Source organism: Bacillus pseudomycoides DSM 12442, assembly GCF_000161455.1.
Taxonomy (GTDB): Bacteria; Bacillota; Bacilli; order Bacillales; family Bacillaceae_G; genus Bacillus_A; species Bacillus_A pseudomycoides.
In genome coordinates this window covers 1,703,760-1,721,694 of record NZ_CM000745.1, presented here as the reverse complement: position 1 = coordinate 1,721,694, position 17,935 = coordinate 1,703,760, and the positions used below count along the sequence as shown (strand labels likewise).

Sequence of the window (17,935 nt, the reverse complement as noted above, 5' to 3'; positions counted from 1 at the left end):
AAGCATGACATTTCGCTGTCATGCTTTTTTCATGCATTTTATAATAACTCATTTAGTAAAAAATTTTTTTATCTTTTACTTTTTGATATCCATAAGATTCACCCTTTCCGAAAAGCTAACTAAAGAAAACACAAGTTAAATACTGCTGTAAATTCTATTAATTAACTTATAAGTAACATTAATTTTTCATTTCTTTTCTCCCGTTCTTCTTTAGCTGCTAGGTCGTACTTTTTTAAAAGGTGAAATATTTCATTTAATATTTTCTGTGAATGATTGCTTTTTAGAAATTCATGTAAGTCTTTAACCAAAAATTCGGATAAAAAATATTGCTGCGTTTCAAGTTTATTGATTACATCTTCAAAAGAATGATCTATATTACACATTCTATTAAAATCCCTCCTTATATCCCTCTCTTTTAAAAGTTCCGTTCTTTTACTATGTTGATATTTAATTTCCATTTGTAGATAAGATCTTGAGCTAAAGATGTAAACATCTCTCCAACAAGCGAATCTTCGTCATATACGGACGAACCTTTATTTTCTTCAGGCTTTGCAAAAGGTATTTGTGCCATCACTTCTGTTTGCAGTTGTTCTGCTAACATTTCGCCGCCACCCTTCCCAAAGAGATAATTCCTTGAACCATCTTGTTCCTCATAATATGCCATATTCTCAACGATACCTAAAATATCGTGTTTTGTATGCTTTGCCATTACCCCTACTCTGGAAGCAACAAACGAAGCTACACTATGAGGAGTCGTAACTATAATTTCCTTCGCATGAGGAATCATCGCAGCCACATCAATCGCGACATCTCCTGTGCCAGGAGGCAAATCAAGAAGAAGATAATCTAATTCTCCCCAATGAGTATTGGCAATGAAATTTTGAATCCATTTGTTTAACATTGGCCCTCGCCACATAACTGGGTTATTACCCTCTGTAAAAAATCCCATTGACATAATTTTAACGTCGTGGCTAACGACCGGAATCGCTGTCTGATCTATCATTATTGGCTTTTGATTAGCTTCCATCATAGCAGGGATACTGAATCCATATATATCTGCATCTAAAATCCCAACCTTTTTCCCCATACGGGCTAAAGCAGTAGCAAGGTTAATCGTCACAGTTGATTTTCCGACTCCACCTTTTCCACTTGTCACAGCAATAAAACGTACACCTGAATCTGATCGCAATATACTAGGCATGCCGGTTTCCGTTCTAGAATTTTTCTTTAAAGTTTCTGTTAATGCAGCCCGCTCTTCCGGTGTCATGGAGCCGAAAGTCAAAGACACCTTAGAGGCTCCAATGTTCCGAAGAGAGTCTTCAATATCTTGTTGAATTTTTGCCTTTAATGGACAACCTTGAATCGTTAAAATAACTTCAAGGTAAATATGTGTGCCGTCAATTTGAATATTTCTTACCATGTTTAATTCCACGATACTTTTGTGCAACTCTGGATCCTGAACATGGCTTAGAACTTTCATAATTTGTTCATGAGTAAGCATAAATCTCAGTCCTTTTCATTTTTATTTGATAATTTTTAGTACAAACAACATTATCCTCCACTTACAGGTGGCATAAACGCAACGTTATCTCCGGATTTTACAATATGTTCGTCAGTTACAAATTCTTCGTTGATAGCCACCATGACTCTATCCAACGATTGTAAATGATAACTATCTTTAAGCCATTCTTTTAATTGATGAACACTAATCTTTTGTTTTTCTATTATTACTAATTGGTCTGAGCCGACTTCCTCTCGCAAATTTGCGAACAGTAAAATTGTAATCATCTTCTCACTCTTCCTTCTTTGGTTCCCCTTCCGGGTACGGCGTATTTTCAAGCTGATCTCCAATCCACTTTGTTCCATCTTCCCAAAATTCTTTTTTCCAAATTGGGACGATTTGTTTTATGCGTTCAATTGCGTATTCATTCGCTTCGTAGGCAACTTTACGATGCGGCGACGACACTGCAATTACAACTGCAATATCCATTATTTCTAGTCGTCCCACTCGATGTATAATTGCTATCTTTGCACCCGGCCAACTCTTCTTAATTTCTTCACCAATTTGAGTAAGCATTTTTATTGCCATTGGTTTATACGCTTCATACTCTAAATGCAAAGTTCTTTTTCCCTTTGTCAATTCTCTTACTGTTCCAATAAATGTTGTAATGGCACCTGCTTCTCTTCTTGCTACCTTATTCGTTACTTCTTCGACTAAAATAGGAGTTTCTACAATTTCAAATAATACTTGTCCCATCAACATGATCCTCCTCTTGTTTTAAAGCTCTATTATTTATCCCGCTATTTGCGTGCAGTAAGACTCCACCTCAAAACTCAGCGAAAACAAAAAGGTTAGGTGGGAGATCAACTGCCCGTAAAAGCCTGATTGGTTCAACTAATAATCAGTGGGGGGCCATCCCCCACTGATTAAAGTTTCACTTTATAGGATGGAATAATATTGATCCAAGGCCATTCACTGCCTTGATTATCTTCTAATAAGAGAACCTCTACGAACATCCCTTTCTTATATCCTCTTGTACCGCCTGGGAGTACGATAAAAGCATTTGATTCAGCTAATGAAGAAACCGCACTAGACTTATCAAACCCTGATGGATAGGCGATTACTTGTCCTTCGTTATATTTGAGCTTTGCTCGTACAAACCTTGTAAATGGATTAGGTTTTAAAAAATCTTCTCCTAGTAATGCTTTTTCTTTTTTTAAATGTGGCTTTTCACTAAACATATAGGTACGAATGCTAGGTCTTACGAATAACTCAAAGCCTACATAACAAGCAGAAGGATTACCTGATAACCCAAATAATAGTTTTTTATTTAATTGTGCTACGGTCGTGACGCTACCTGGCCGCATTGCAACTTTGTTAAAAAGAACCGATGCCCCTAATTTTTCGTATATAGCTGGCAAATAATCATAATCCCCTACCGAAACACCACCTGTTGTGATTAACATATCCACTTGACTTAACGCTTCTTTTACGGCTGCGTGGCACGTATCAAAATCGTCACTAAACTTACCAAAGTATTTCACTCTTCCCCCTGCTCTTCGAATTTGGGACAATATCATGTACGTATTACTATTTCGAATTTTCCCAGGTTGTAGTAATTCATTTACATCAAGAAGCTCACTCCCAGTCGCCAATACTCCAACTACAGGCTTTTTTGCAACTGGCACTTCGCTGTAACCAAATGTAGCAAGGAGAGCTGAAATACCTGGATTAATGTAAGAACCTCTCTTCGCAAGAATTGTCCCTTTACGTGTATCTTCACCTTGAAAGGAAATATTTTCTCCTTTTTTGAATGAGCGTTTCACTTCCATATAGGCTTTACCGACATCCTCATATTGACGGGTCAGTTCCAGCATCACAACTGCATTACATCCTTTTGGAATTTGTGCCCCCGTCATGATTCGAACTGCTTGAAATTGACCTACCTCTTGAGGAAATATGGAACCTGCCCCAATTTCGCCAATTACTTCGAACAAAATTGGATTCTCATAACTTGCCCAGGCAGTATCTTCTGCCCTAATAGCAAATCCATCATATGGTGAGCGATTGAAGGAAGGAACATCATGATCAGCTATTAAATCCTCTGCTAATGTACGCCCATAAGCTAGTTCAAGTGGCAGTAGTTCTTTTAAACCACGATTGGCAAATTCCATTACTTTATGGACGGCCTCTCCAAATGCAATCGGTATTCTTTTTTCCATCATTCCCCTCACTCCTTCTGTTATCCTAATAAACGATAGTATATTTGTTTCGCTTTTTGAATTTCATTTGTCCCGTGAATAAATACACGACCATCTTGAAAAATGACCACACGATAATCCTCTAGTTGGCAAGATAACAAATACGGGTTTCGATCTACTTTCCCGTGTTTTTTTAGTTGTTTTTCTAACTGGTCAAAGTTGTAACAACTATTATGCATCGGTCTAATTTGAATCGTATTTCTTCCGCATAAAACAACTGTCTTTGTTTGATTTTCATAAGATAAATAAGGATAAGTTCTATGCGGTCCGCACGAAGGACAATTGTCCGCTTTTATTTTTCCTAGTTTGATAGAATGATGTTGATTACTCCATATATCAAACATTAAAAAAGTTTTTCTAATTGCTGCGAAATCTTCCACTAAAATTTTAAATGCTTCTGTCACTTGATATGCTGCCACTATTTGGACAGCGGGACTAATAATTCCAACTGTGTCACACGTCGCTCCTGTAACTGGAACACTTTTAAGTACACAATGTAAGCACGGTGTTTTCTTTGGAATAATCGTATAGCTCATGCCATACCCCCCGACACAAGAACCATAAATCCACGGAATATCATATTTTTGTGATAGATCATTTATCACAAATCGAATATCAAAATTATCTGTTGCATCAATGATTATATCGACATCGCCTAACAAAGCTTCCATATCTTCTATTCTTGCATCCATCACGAAAGCATTAATCTGTACCTCTGAATTGATTTGTTTCAACCGATTTTGAGCTGCAATTGCTTTTGGTAATTTTTCTATCGCATCTTGTTCAACATAAAGCTGTTGCCGCTGTAAATTACTCCATTCTACATAATCACGATCAATAATCGTTAATTTTCCAATACCTGCACGTACAAATGCCTCTGCACTTGCACTTCCTAATGCACCTGCCCCCACAATCAACACATGCTTATTTCTAATCTTCTCTTGTCCTTTACTTCCAATAGGAGTGAACAACTGTTGACGTGAATACCGCTCTATCATTAGATAGCCTTCCTTTCATGTACATACTCATCATTTAATTAAAAAACATGCTTCATATTCGATCATTTTCTCAATACATCTTTCTCTGTAGCACTTTGTTTCTGATAACAAGAAAAATAAGCAAACCCAACAAATCCAGCTCCACCAATTACATTTCCGATAAAGACAGGAACAAAGTTTTTAGCAAGATCCATCCACGTAAGATGACCAGCAAAAATAACTGCTGAAATAACAAACATATTTGCTACTACTTGCTGAAATCCAATTACTACAAAGGCCATAATCGGAATCCAAATTCCAACAATCTTTCCAATCAAATCGTTCGTTCCATAAGCTAACCAAATCGCAAGGCAAACGAGCCAGTTACAACCAATTGCTAAAATTAACGTTCTCCCAAACGATTCATGTAACTTATCTTGAGCTATCGCGATCGTTTTATTTAAATACGCCCCCTCTGTTAGCCCGCCAAGGTGGCCGAAACAATAAGCTACGAAAAGTGCACCGACAAAGTTAGTTAAAGTTATCCAAACCCAGTTATTCAACACATTTTTCAATGAAATTTTTCGTGCATAAAGTGCCATGGACAGTGACATCATGTTTCCCGTAATTAATTCTCCTCCTGCTAAGACTACGAGCATAAGACCTATAGGAAAAACCGCTCCTCCTATAAAATTTACTAAACTTCCCCATTGCTGAGGTACATTGCCTAGAACGCGAATATTAAGCAAAAATCCTAACGAAATGAATGCTCCTCCTAAAAATCCAAGAATAAGCATTGCGGATAGCGATTGCCTTACCTTTTGAACACCGGATTCAATCACAAGCTCAGCGATTTGTTCCGGTTTATGAAATGACATAACCAATTCCTCCATTTTTCCAATTAAAAAAGCAGCTTCAAAAACCCTTAACATAATAAGGGTTTTTGAATGCTGCTTAATCTCCCTGCATTTCTCTTACAGAGATATCAATCATCACTTTTACTATACAATAGAAAATCTGCAAAACTTGCACACTTTCCACTACTTACTTTAACAAAAAGAAGCTACGAACAGCCTTCTTTCATAGTGATTTCTCAACCACCAATATGCGACATTTCAATTTTCGGTAATGCTTTTTTATTTGTATTACTTAGCCGTTCATCTGAATAGCGATCTGAACGATTATTCCAAATGTCACGAATAACATCAGTAATCTCCTCATCGGTATATCCAGAGCGAAGTAATTCTCTAAGATCGTTTCCTTTAGAAGCAAACAAACAAGTATATAATTTTCCTTCTGCAGAAATACGAGCTCTTGTACATGATGAACAAAAAGAATCTGTTACAGATGAAATAATTCCTATTTCCTCATCGCTACCGATATAACGATAGCGAGTAGCAACTTCACCAGGATAGTTCGCTTCAATTCGTTCAAGCGGCATAACTTTATGAATCATCTCTAATATTTCTTGTTTAGAGACTACCTCGCCTAATTCCCAGCCGTTAAAATTTCCGACATCCATATATTCAATAAACCGAAGAATATGCTTATTCTCTTTAAAGTATTGCGCCATCTGAACGATGTCTTGTTCATTTTTTCCTTTTTGAACAACCATGTTCATTTTAATTTTCATCCCGACTTCCGCTGCAACCTGTATTCCTGCAAGAACCGTTTTTACTTTACTTCTATTCCCATTTAAATAAGAGAAACGCTCTTCGTCTAAAGAATCTAAACTAACTGTCACACGCGATAAACCCGCCTTATATAAATCCGGAGCAAACTTCTTAAGTAGTGATCCATTTGTAGTTAAACCAATATCCTCTACTCCATCAATCTTGTTAAGTCGCTCGATTAATTCAGGAAGGTTTTTCCGAAGTAAAGGCTCTCCCCCAGTAATACGCAACTTTCTTACACCTAAAGAAACGAAAATACGCGCTATCCTTTCAATTTCATCAAAAGATAAAATTTTATCATTAGACAAAAAAGAATAATCACGACCAAATATTTCCTCTGGCATACAATATCGACAGCGAAAATTACAGCGATCGGTAACAGAAATACGTAAATCCTTTAAAGGACGGTGCAATTTGTCTAATGTGACGGATTTCATGTTTATTGCCTCGCTTCTACATATTTTATAATTCCGTACAAGTTTTATTTAATATTTACAACCCGCTCTGGATGAGTATATACATTTAAAGATTGATTCCGAATGAAACCTATTGTAGTAATCCCCAATTCTTCTGCTAGCTGCAATGCTAACTCAGTTGGAGCGGATTTTGACAATATTATTTCACAGCCAATTTTCGCAACTTTCAATAGAATCTCTGAAGATATACGGCCACTAAAAACAATAATTTTATCACCAATAGAAATGTTATTTTTTAAACAATAGCCGTAAATTTTATCTAAAGCATTATGTCTTCCTATATCCATTCGGCTTAAAATAATCCCATTCACATCGCATAAAGCTGCATTATGAACGCCGCCTGTATGTTGAAAAGTAGCCGCAGATTGCTGCATATCATTCATTAATCGAAAACAATCCTGAGTAGTGATCTTTACGCGAATATCATTCATCTTCTTCGCAGTCAGCGCATCGTTTGCGAAAACAAATCCTTGCCTACTCATTCCACAGCATGAAGTAATATAACGCTTATTTTGGATATCACGATAATAAGGATTGATTTTTGTCGTTTTTACATGTACATATCCTTCTTTCTCCTGTACCCATATTTCATCAATATCTTCATACTTTCGGATTATACCTTCAGAGGCTAAAAAGCCTATTACCATATCTTCAATATACTCTGGAGTACTAACCATTGTAACAAATTCCTGTCCGTTAATTTTAACCGTCACTGGAAACTCTGTTACAATGCTGTCCTCTATTTGTTTAAATTCCCCTTGTTCATAACGGAAAATCCCCCGTTCCACCTGTATCGATTTCACGATCAGTATCCTTCTCTCACGTTATATTTTTATCAAAGACAAAGACTGAAACTGCAATATCTTCTTCCACTTTCATATCCGAAAACAGATGAACTAATTTTGCCCCAACAAGTTCCTCCAAATGTTCACGAGAATTGACAGCATAAACCTCCTGAATCATTTTCGTTCGAGCCATATGAACCATTTCCGCACCATCCATAGTTCCCGAAATGAATTTCTCAGTAGGTGTCAAATTTCCATAAAGTGTGGCAATAGCCATATTCTCAGCAAATACAGTATGAATTCGTTCTGGTCCCTTTCCGAACAAATCTTTTCTAAGCTTTCGTATCATATCATTAAATTCATGCACCATTTTTGACATACTCTCATTCCTCCCAGTTAATCAATATTAATTTCCCGAATACTACTTCATCATAAACATTGTAACAAAATGACCTTTTCGTCTAAATTATTCACTCAAATAATTAAACGAAAAGGCTCATCTTTTGGCATTATTTCAAACATGCATACAACATATGAAATAATATTATTGTTGCTTACCTATTCGTCTTTTAACCCTTTACCCATACCTTTTAAGAAATGAAGACCGAATCCGATAGCACGGTTAATATCCGGATCCTTAAGTACCTTCATAAGGTCCAGTATTCCTACTTTTTTATTACTTTGCAGATGCTGATTACCTTCATCCATGCCTGTTAATACACTACCTACAAGCTTTTTAGTAAGTTCCGGATTAAGCTCTGTTAAAGCTCCTGCAGCGCCCAGCATATTATTAATTAAATTTGTAACTGGTTCACGAGTGACTTGTCCTAAAACAATTTTTGCAATTGGTTCTTTCGCTTTAAGCATAGAATTTGCAGCTTCCAGCATCCCAATATCATTCAGTTCACCTACAATATTAAACATTTGATTTAAAGCTTCTTCATTATTAGCTAGAAGTTCTTTTAAACCTTCTAGCTTTTGTTGCTTTTGTTCTTCCTCAGTTAGCCCCTGCTTCTGGATCGCCTTAATAGGTGCTGCCATATTCTTTTCTCCTCCCTAGTTATCCGTTAAATGTACGTATCCTGGACGAGCCCACTTACGATTTACCTCAATCCCATTTTGAGGATGACGCTTTTTGTTACGTGGATTCGCTTTTGGCATCGGATTTTCACCTTCTACTTGTAACACTTCCATACGAACCTTCGTTTGTTTATATGCAGGTGTATTCGTACGTTGATCGACCGCCGGACCAGTTAAGAAATTAATCGCCGATTCTTTATCAGTTGAGTTCATCGGTAAATAAAGCTCATTTTCTTTTACGCGATCCGTTACAAGTGCACGTAATTTAAGTGCTCCAAAAGGAGAAACAAGGCGCACTAACGAACCAGTTTTAACTCCACGTTCTTTTGCAAGTTCTGGAGAAACTTCAACGAATACACCAGGCACTTTCGTTTGAATACCAGTTGATTTATTTGTCATATTACCTTCATGGAAATGTTCAAGCATACGACCATTATTAATGTGAAGATCATATTCCGCTGGGAATTCAGCAGGACGTACCCAATCAGCTAGCGCAAAACGAGCTTTTTTGTCTGGGAAGTTAAATCCATCTTGGAAAAGAAGCGGCGTATTCGTTCCTTCAAAGCTTCCCCAATGGAAACTATTCCAGCCTTCAAGTACTTCATAGTTTGCTTGTGCGAAAAGTGGCGATAAGCTTGCCATTTCAGCAAAGATTTCACTTGGATGACTATAGTTCCAATTTGCGCCTAATTTATTTGCAATCGCTTGTACGATCCACCAATCTGGTTTCGCATCACCTAGCGTTGGAAGAACTTGATATAATCTTTGTACACGACGCTCTGTATTTGTGAAAGTACCTTCTTTTTCAAGAGATGGTGCTGCTGGTAACACTACATCGGCGTATTGAGCAGTTTTAGAAAGGAAAACATCTTGAACGACAAAGAATTCAAGACTTGATAAAACTTCATGTACATGATTTGCGTTAGAGTCTACAAGGGCCATATCCTCCCCAACTAGATACATTGCTTTCATTTTCTCTTCTTCAATTGCGTGAAGCATTTCAATGTTATTAAGACCTGGTTTGTTATCAATTTTCACCCCGTAAGCTATTTCAAATTTCGCACGTTCTACATCGTCAGTAACGTGCTGATATCCTGGAAGCCAGCCTGGGAGAGTTCCCATATCACAAGCACCTTGTACGTTGTTATGACCTCGTAGCGGATATGCACCAGCACCTGGGCGACGATAATTTCCTGTTGCAAGAAGTAAATTTGAAATCGCAGCGGAAGTATCTGAACCACCCGTATTTTGCGTTACACCCATTCCCCAAAGAATACAAGTACCATCTGCGTCACGAATCATTTCTGCCATTCTAACGAGAGTTTCTTTTGAAATGCCTGTAATCTCTTCTGCATATTCAAGCGTATATTCTGCAAGACTATCTTTGAAGTCTTCAAAGAAGTTTACATTCTCGTCGATGAACTGTTGATCATGCCAACCTTGATCAATCATATATTTCGTAACAGCCATTAACCATACTTGATCTGTTCCTTGCTTTGGACTAATAAAGATATCTGAACGCTCTGCCATTTCGGTTTTACGAAGATCTGCAACAATTAGTTTTTGACCGTGAAGTTTATGCGCACGTTTCACACGAGTAGCTAAAACTGGGTGGCCTTCTGTTGGATTTGAACCAACGATAATAACAAGACCTGATTGTGCAATATCTTTAATCGTTCCGGCATCTCCGCCCATACCAATCGTACGGAATAACCCATCTGTTGCTGGTGATTGACAATAACGAGAGCAGTTATCAATGTTGTTCGTTTCGAATACTTGTCGAGCTAATTTTTGAATAACATAGTTGTCTTCATTCGTAATTTTAGAAGAAGAAATAAAACCTACAGAACCACTGCCGTACTCTTGTTTAATAGATCCTAATTTATTTGCCACTAATTCAAGTGCTTCTTCCCAAGTTGATTCAACAAATGTTCCATTTTTACGAATTAAAGGCTTAGTGAGTCGTTCTTCAGAATTTACAAAATCCCAACCAAATTTTCCTTTTACGCAAGTAGAAATTGCATTAACCGGCGCTTCAGAAGTTGGTTGGACTTTAAGAATTTTACGTCCCTTCGTCCACACTTCGAATGAGCACCCTACACCACAAAACGTACATACTGTTTTCGTTTTCTTCGTACGAGTTTCACGCATCGCAGCTTCTACTTCTGATATAGCGAAAATACCACTGTATCCAGGTTCCACTTCTTTTATAAGATCAACCATAGGCTCAAGTATGTCCGGCTTCAGCCCAGTCATAAATCCAGCTTCACCAAGCATCGATTTTTCCATCAAAGCATTACAAGGGCAAATAGTTACACATTGACCGCAGCTAACACATGAAGAATCGTTAATATCCACTCCATCATCCCAAATAACACGAGGACGTTCCGCTTCCCAATCAATAGATAACGTTTCATTTACTTGTAAGTTTTGACACACCTCTACACATTGACCGCACGCAATACACTGATTAGGATCATAGCGATAAAATGGATGAGACATATCAACCTCACTTGTATCTACTTTTGGCTCGTAAGGATATTTTTGATGCTCAATTTCCATTAATTCTGCCGTATTATGCAATTTGCAGTTCCCGTTATTGTTGTCACAGACCGTACAATAAAGTAAATGATTTTCTAATAAGCGATCCATCGCCTCCGTTTGTGCTGCCTTTGCACTAATAGAGGACAACTCAATATTCATACCGTCCGTTGCTACTGCCGAGCAGGATCGCACAAGTTTCCCATCAACTTCTACAATACAAGTATCACATGTTTGAATAGGATCCACTTCAGGCACATAACAGATTTGTGGATGTTCAATCCCGTTCTCATTAATGATGCCTAATATAGTTGAACCGGGCTTAGCACTATATTCTTTGCCGTCAATTGTAATATGAACCATGCTGTCATTCATGGTCTTTCCCCCTTTTTGAGAATAAAAAAACTCCACCACGAAAATATACGCACCGAATTAATAGGTACGCTATCATCATGGTGGAGTAGTTTATTAGCACATCTTGCTAAAATACCAATCCATTTATTCATAAGTAAAATGATAGATTCATAACAGGTCATATCACGATTCCATCTTTAACACTATAATTATAGCGTTTAATCCAAAAATACACAATATAATAATGATAAAAAAGTCACGGCACTCAATGCTCTGACTTGTTTGGATATATTCGTTTAATCACGAAGCCATGCATTGACAAGCATAATTCAACGCATGCTACTGAGCTTTCGGTGAATTAACTTTGCAGTCTCCATCCGTTTCAACATAGGGATAAGTGTTCCTGTATCCAGCCTTCACCGTGCTTTGTTTGCTTTCCCAAAGTACCAGAGGAACAAGATATTACAGATGAGTCAAACTCAGTTCTTTGATAGCTGTAGGACTAATTATTTATTTTTGTTATTCTCGCAATAAAAGTTCACTTAATAATAAGTATTAGCTCACATAAAAAAATAAATGTAACTTAATTTTAAATACACGGTTATTTATTAAGCTAAAGGATTTCTTATAAAAAATCCTCCAGCTTTTTTATAATCATAATTTGAATTAGCAAACTTTGATGAAACATATCTTTGTACAACAAAAAGAAAGCATACATCTGTATTTTATGCAAAGTTATACTTCATATCACACGTTGTTTTATATTAGAATCAACGTGCAATGCTATTTTATTATTTTTTAAATGGCTTTATTATTTGTTAAATACCTTTTTAATTCGTGAACATTAATTCCCCAAATAAAACCTTTGTATAGTTATTCTTATTCTGAATGGCTTATATTGTCTTGACGCAAGATATACGAAAAAAAGCACTCCATCTTGCTACAGAACCTTTTTACCTAGTAAAGAACTTTTTATTAGCTGACAACTCTCACTTCTCAAACACAAAATTGATTTTATTCTCTTTCCACTCTAATTTCGCATCAAAAGTTTTATCATTCTTCTTAAAACCTTTAATTAAATCTGTTTGTTCACCTTTTAATAACTTAGTCATATTCTTTTGTGATATTGTTTTCCCTAATATTTTTTTTGAAATCGTGAAATCACATTGTGTTGTATTATAGTTCGAGCACCCATAAAAAGTTGATTTATCGATTATATCACCATCACATTTTTTACATTTCCCTACTTTTTTACCTGTTGTAAACTTCGATTCTTTACGTTCAATCGATTCAACATGTAATCCAGTAAAGTCCCACTTCTCAGACATTTCAATCGCATCTTCAATAATTTTCGCTGATAGCTTTTTCGTTTGTTCCATAAAGGTTGCTGGAGAAGCTATGCCTTCCCCAATTTCAGCAAGACGCTGCTCCCACTTCGCAGTCATTTCTGGAGAAGCTAAAATTTTATCACCAATTGCGGTAATTAATACTTTTCCTTTATCTGTTGCATACACTTGATTTTTCTTCACATCAATATACTTACGATCTTTCAGCATTGTAATGATGCCTGCACGGGTTGCCTCTGTCCCTAACCCTTCTGTCTTTTTTAATACTTTCTCTAGCTCTTCATTTTCTAAATATTTCCCAGCTGTCTTCATTAGCGTAATAAGCTGCCCTTCTGTATAACGCTTTGGTGGCTGTGTTTTTCCTTCTTTCACTTTCACCGTTACAACTTTCCCTTGTTCGCCTTCTACTACGATTGGAAGAATGGTTTCATCTTCTTTATCATCTTGGAAAATAACTTTGCGCCATCCTTCTTGAATTTGCTGTTTCCCTTTTGAAATAAATTCAGCACGGCTATCAACAAGTGTTGTAATTGTTGTATAGTCAAAGATCGCAACTTCATAATGAGCCGCAATGAGACGCCTTACAATCATATCGTAAATTTTCTTTTCATCGCCAGATAGTTTATTTGGATTTGTCGCTTGTTCTGTTGGAATAATTGCATAGTGATCTGTAACCTTTTTCTCATTCACATATCGCTTATTATTCATAATGGACTCAATCGGCGCTGGTAATAAGTCTTTATATTCCTCAAACTGGCTTAATTTTTGTAAGATGTCAGGGAACGTTGCTGCTTCTCCTTGTGTTACATAGTTAGAATCCGAACGTGGGTAAGACACAATACCTTTTTGATACAATGCTTGTGTAATATCAAGAGTCTTTTTTGGTGAAAACTTAAATGCTTTATTCGCTGTTGCTTGCAGTGATGATAAGTTAAATAAAAACGGTGGTTGAAACTCCTTCCGCTCCGTTTTCATTTCTTTTACTTCAGCCGGTTTATTTTGGCAAAATGCTGCAATTTTATTTGCCATATCAGGGTCTTTTAAACGGGACTCATTATCTTTCTCCCATTTCCCTTCATATTTCTTTCCTTCTATATTAAAAGTTGCAAACACTTCCCAAAACGGCTCTGATTTAAAGTTTTCTATTTCTTTTTCACGTTTCACAATTAAAGCTAATGTCGGCGTCTGTACACGACCAGCCGAAAACACATCATTCATTCCTTTTTTCTTTAGCAAAATACTAAAGACACGCGATGCATTCATCCCAACCACCCAGTCGGCACATGATCGTGTGTATGCTTCATAGTACGTATTGATTGTATCTGCTTCATCAAGTAAATTTTTAAATCCTTGGTAAATCGCTTGCTTCGTTAAGGAGGAGATCCATAGACGTTTCATCGGTTTTTGCACGTTACAAAGATTGATAATATTTCGTACAATTAATTCCCCTTCACGCCCCGCATCGCCTGCATGAATAATTCCCGTCACTTGCGGATTATGTAACAGCTGTTTCACAACATTAAATTGCTTATACTTTGATTTTGTAACTTCAAATTGAAAACGTTCCGGAATCATTGGTAATGTATCGAGTGACCACTTTTTCCACTCAGCGTGATAATGTTCCGGATTACATAACTGCGTCAAATGACCAATTGCCCATGTACAATAAGCTCCATTTGGAAATAACTCATTTGCTTCTACTTCTAAATAGCCGTCTTTTCGGCGATATTTAAATTGAGAAACAAGGGCCAAACCTTGATCTGGTTTCTCGGCTATGATTAATTTCATTTTATAACTCCCTATCTAAATTCCAATGCTACTTTCATTTTATCTCTGTTTTATAAGTGATGAAAAATATCTATCATTTTTATCATTCACAATTTATCCTATATTTTTTAGACCTATAATATTATACGCTTAACCTTTACACCTTCACAATAGGAGACTATATAAACAATAGATTTAATAAAGATATGGAATTCATATAGGATGCGGGAGATCCAAAGAAAAACCATGCAAATAAACCATCTTTTGCGGAGAACCCGTTCCTTTTCCCTTAGATATAAGAACATCCCTTTAGATATTCGAACCTAAAGGGATGAAACCATGCAACTTTTTTACAAACACCGGAGCTTTATTTTAAGCATATTAACTTTATTTCAACTCTACACTAAAATTTGTTTTTGCATGCCCCCTATTTATATATATTTTTCCTTAAAAACAAAAAAATAGTGTATATCGTTGATCATTGTTTTGAATAGGGACTCCAATACTGTTCAATACCATATTATCAAAAAAGCTAGTAGCAAATAAACGATTGGGATATGTTGCAATCCCATTGTATAGATTGCCATGTAGTACATTCTCAATCATCTCTTCACTAATATTGATTTTTTTAAAAGCATCACCCTACCGTTTCCCTTGTTTTTATCCTCTATTTTGTTTGTATTTATTGGCTAAATATCTAGCATAGTGAATCGTGTTTCTAACTACATCTAATTCAAGATTAAATATACTAGGTGCACCTGGTCTCCAATTCACTTCAAACAGCCACAATTTTTGGTCCGCATCAATTCCAACATCAATTCCTAATTCATCAAATGATACACTGTCATATAAAGAATCAAAATGGTTAACAAAGCTTACTGCAAACCGCTCCAAATACCTTTGAATATTGTACCAGTTGTCATCAAACTCTGTTTTTAAAAAAATTTCTAGATACGTGCTATAACCACCACTACCCATATTTGATACAATGCTTCCCAATGGACCTATCCTTGGAAAAATTGAAGTAATGACCCATTTTCCTTCTCCGTTTCTTTGAACATGCAGCCTGAAATCATAAACATGACCAGTTTTCATTTGACATGAAATAAATTGTTGAACTAGGTAATCTTGTTCTTGTATTTTATGAGATATAAAGTCTAACAATTGTTTTTCATTAATAGATGAGATTTGCCCTGCCTCATTCATTTTGTAATGCTCTACCCCATATTTTTCAATAAAAACGATGCCCCCACCTTGATGCCCAGACATCGGTTTGATAATAACTTTTTTATAGCGCTTAATCATGTCAAAAAACTTGCTAGCATCAGTTAATTCATAAAAAGGAATAAGATATTGTTCAAACTCTTTTGCTTTTTTAATTCTGTTATATACACTTAATTTATCTCCAATCGAATGACTTGTGAATGGAATCCTATCGTATAGATAATCAAAGATTTTCTCAGTTTTATCACTAACAGGAGCACTTGCATTATAAATGACATCGGGAAAAGAAAATTCTTTTTCAATCCACTCGCCGTTTTCATAGATTTTTCCTAAAATCGTTTGATTTTCTATTTTTACTTTCCCTGGGGTAAAGTAAAAGAAGTTGACACCTTCAGCTTTTGCTACAGCGGCACAAGCATATGCTCTCCTTACGTTTCTTGGATCTTCTCGATGATGAAGCATACCAATTATAGTCATATTGGTTCCCTTCCCCTCTTTCTAAAGTTCTTTTTCAACATACAGATCAAATTCAACTTATATATATTCATATTCTTTCCACATTTAACCAATTTTCAAAAGATTAAGAACAACCTTTGTCCCATTTTTATATTCTATTTATATAGATAACAGAGCTTATTTTATAAAAACAAGTAAAGATAGGGTGGGGTAAGATTATGAATACTATTGTTTTTATTGAAACAAATAAATCTGGATCGAGTAGGGAAGCAATTAAAGCAGCAGAGAAACTTAATTTCTTTACGGTTTTGTTAACAGACCAAAAAAGATTTCTTGAAGAACGAAGTGAATTTCCGGATGTACATCAGATGATATTTACCGATATAAATGATTATGATAATTTAATTACAGTAATCCACAATCTAAAAAAAACAGGGAAAAATATAAAAGGAATTTTTAGTTTTATTGATTATTTTGTTTATGTCGCTGCATGTTTGTCTGAGAAGTTCTGTAAAAGTATGGTATCTACTGACGCAATTTATCATATGGAAAATAAAATATTGACCCGTAACGTGCTTAAGAATTTACCGATTTCACTCAATTATTTAATTTACAAACCAACAGAATCCTTATCATCTTTTCTTAAAACTGTAGAGATGAAATTTCCTCTTGTCGTTAAATCCCCTGAATCAGCAGGATCAAAAGATGTATTGTTGGCAAAGGATAGAGATCAATTAATTTCATCTATGCAAACCCTTTTAAAAAAACGACCTAATGAAGAAATTCTACTTGAAGAATATGTAGATGGACCTCAGTACTTAGTTGAAGTTTTAGTTCACAATAAAAAGGTTCATATTATTGCAGTGATTGAACAAGAAATTACATTTTTTGAACGTTTTATCGTCACTGGTTATTCTTTGTTAGGACAATTAGACACTAAACTACATTATAGTCTTCTTAACGCTATTCATTCTGTTGTACATGCTTTTGATATAAAAAATGGTGCTTGTCATCTGGAGCTCCGCAGAGTAAATGGTATTTGGAAGTTAATTGAGATAAACCCAAGGATATCAGGCGGAGCTATGAATCGTATGATTGAAGTTGGACATGGAATCAACTTAGTACAGGAAACGATTCAGTTAATGTTAGGAAATAAACCTTCACTGAATAAAAAACATTATAAATATGTATATACGCACTACTTAACAGTCGCTTATAGAGGGAAATTAATTCGAGCTACAGGAAAAAAGCGTAGCTCTAAATATCCTGGTGTAGAAGAAGTATATATAAAACCTAAAAAGGGAAGTATCCTAAAACCTCCTAAATCAATGGGGGATCGGTGCGGCTACGTTTTAGCAGCATCATTTTCTAAACAAGAAGCTAAAAGAATAGCTTTAGAAGCAGCTAAAGAAATTTCTTTTGACATTGAACCAATGAATACAACAGCATAAATTATACTGCATTCAAACGATACTCAAAAAANANANANANANA

Annotated in this window: 15 protein-coding genes; 1 reads left to right on the top strand and 14 read right to left on the bottom strand. The window is 35.9% G+C overall.

The window, feature by feature from the left end; genetic code table 11:
* Positions 1 to 161: 161 nt before the first annotated feature.
* The 14 genes from BPMYX0001_RS08525 to BPMYX0001_RS08455 form a co-directional block, all read right to left on the bottom strand.
* Entirely contained in the window at positions 162 to 383 is a 222-nt protein-coding gene (locus BPMYX0001_RS08525; protein WP_006094539.1) for a hypothetical protein, read from the bottom strand.
* A gap of 32 nt (positions 384 to 415) precedes the next feature.
* A complete protein-coding gene (locus BPMYX0001_RS08520; RefSeq protein WP_006094538.1) occupies positions 416 to 1,501 on the bottom strand; it encodes a P-loop NTPase in 1,086 nt (361 codons plus the stop codon).
* Positions 1,502 to 1,551: 50 nt separating this feature from the next.
* Positions 1,552 to 1,788 carry a molybdopterin converting factor subunit 1 gene (gene moaD / locus BPMYX0001_RS08515; RefSeq protein WP_006094537.1) on the bottom strand — a complete coding sequence of 79 codons (237 nt, stop codon included), beginning with the start codon at positions 1,786 to 1,788 and terminating at the stop codon, positions 1,552 to 1,554.
* Positions 1,789 to 1,792: 4 nt separating this feature from the next.
* Positions 1,793 to 2,257: a molybdenum cofactor biosynthesis protein MoaE gene (locus BPMYX0001_RS08510; protein ID WP_006094536.1), complete on the bottom strand. Its 465-nt coding sequence runs from the start codon at positions 2,255 to 2,257 to the stop codon at positions 1,793 to 1,795.
* Between the two features lie 170 nt (positions 2,258 to 2,427).
* Positions 2,428 to 3,723, bottom strand: coding sequence for a molybdopterin molybdotransferase MoeA (locus BPMYX0001_RS08505; protein WP_033799641.1), 1,296 nt, complete (start codon positions 3,721 to 3,723; stop codon positions 2,428 to 2,430).
* Positions 3,724 to 3,743: 20 nt separating this feature from the next.
* Positions 3,744 to 4,760 carry a molybdopterin-synthase adenylyltransferase MoeB gene (locus tag BPMYX0001_RS08500; protein ID WP_006094534.1) on the bottom strand — a complete coding sequence of 339 codons (1,017 nt, stop codon included), beginning with the start codon at positions 4,758 to 4,760 and terminating at the stop codon, positions 3,744 to 3,746.
* A gap of 62 nt (positions 4,761 to 4,822) precedes the next feature.
* Positions 4,823 to 5,617: a formate channel gene (locus tag BPMYX0001_RS08495; protein WP_029427105.1), complete on the bottom strand. Its 795-nt coding sequence runs from the start codon at positions 5,615 to 5,617 to the stop codon at positions 4,823 to 4,825.
* A 215-nt stretch (positions 5,618 to 5,832) separates the two neighbouring features.
* Positions 5,833 to 6,849, bottom strand: a complete 1,017-nt coding sequence (moaA, locus tag BPMYX0001_RS08490) for a GTP 3',8-cyclase MoaA (protein ID WP_018781389.1) — start codon at positions 6,847 to 6,849, stop codon at positions 5,833 to 5,835.
* A gap of 44 nt (positions 6,850 to 6,893) precedes the next feature.
* Complete coding sequence (fdhD, locus tag BPMYX0001_RS08485; protein ID WP_018765399.1) at positions 6,894 to 7,691, bottom strand: formate dehydrogenase accessory sulfurtransferase FdhD; 798 nt, start codon at positions 7,689 to 7,691, stop codon at positions 6,894 to 6,896.
* A 16-nt stretch (positions 7,692 to 7,707) separates the two neighbouring features.
* Positions 7,708 to 8,052, bottom strand: coding sequence for a Na-translocating system protein MpsC family protein (locus BPMYX0001_RS08480; protein ID WP_000041501.1), 345 nt, complete (start codon positions 8,050 to 8,052; stop codon positions 7,708 to 7,710).
* Positions 8,053 to 8,231: 179 nt separating this feature from the next.
* Positions 8,232 to 8,714: a helical membrane plugin domain-containing protein gene (locus BPMYX0001_RS08475; RefSeq protein ID WP_006094531.1), complete on the bottom strand. Its 483-nt coding sequence runs from the start codon at positions 8,712 to 8,714 to the stop codon at positions 8,232 to 8,234.
* A gap of 15 nt (positions 8,715 to 8,729) precedes the next feature.
* Complete coding sequence (gene fdhF, locus BPMYX0001_RS08470; RefSeq protein ID WP_033798822.1) at positions 8,730 to 11,669, bottom strand: formate dehydrogenase subunit alpha; 2,940 nt, start codon at positions 11,667 to 11,669, stop codon at positions 8,730 to 8,732.
* A gap of 968 nt (positions 11,670 to 12,637) precedes the next feature.
* On the bottom strand, positions 12,638 to 14,782 hold the full coding sequence (gene topB / locus BPMYX0001_RS08460) for a DNA topoisomerase III (RefSeq protein WP_006094529.1): 2,145 nt from the start codon (positions 14,780 to 14,782) through the stop codon (positions 12,638 to 12,640).
* A gap of 639 nt (positions 14,783 to 15,421) precedes the next feature.
* A complete protein-coding gene (locus tag BPMYX0001_RS08455; RefSeq protein WP_006094527.1) occupies positions 15,422 to 16,462 on the bottom strand; it encodes a YheC/YheD family endospore coat-associated protein in 1,041 nt (346 codons plus the stop codon).
* 197 nt (positions 16,463 to 16,659) lie between these two features.
* On the opposite strand from BPMYX0001_RS08455, the gene BPMYX0001_RS08450 reads away from it, so the two are divergent.
* Entirely contained in the window at positions 16,660 to 17,892 is a 1,233-nt protein-coding gene (locus BPMYX0001_RS08450) for an ATP-grasp domain-containing protein (RefSeq protein ID WP_006094526.1), read from the top strand.
* Positions 17,893 to 17,935: the final 43 nt, after the last annotated feature.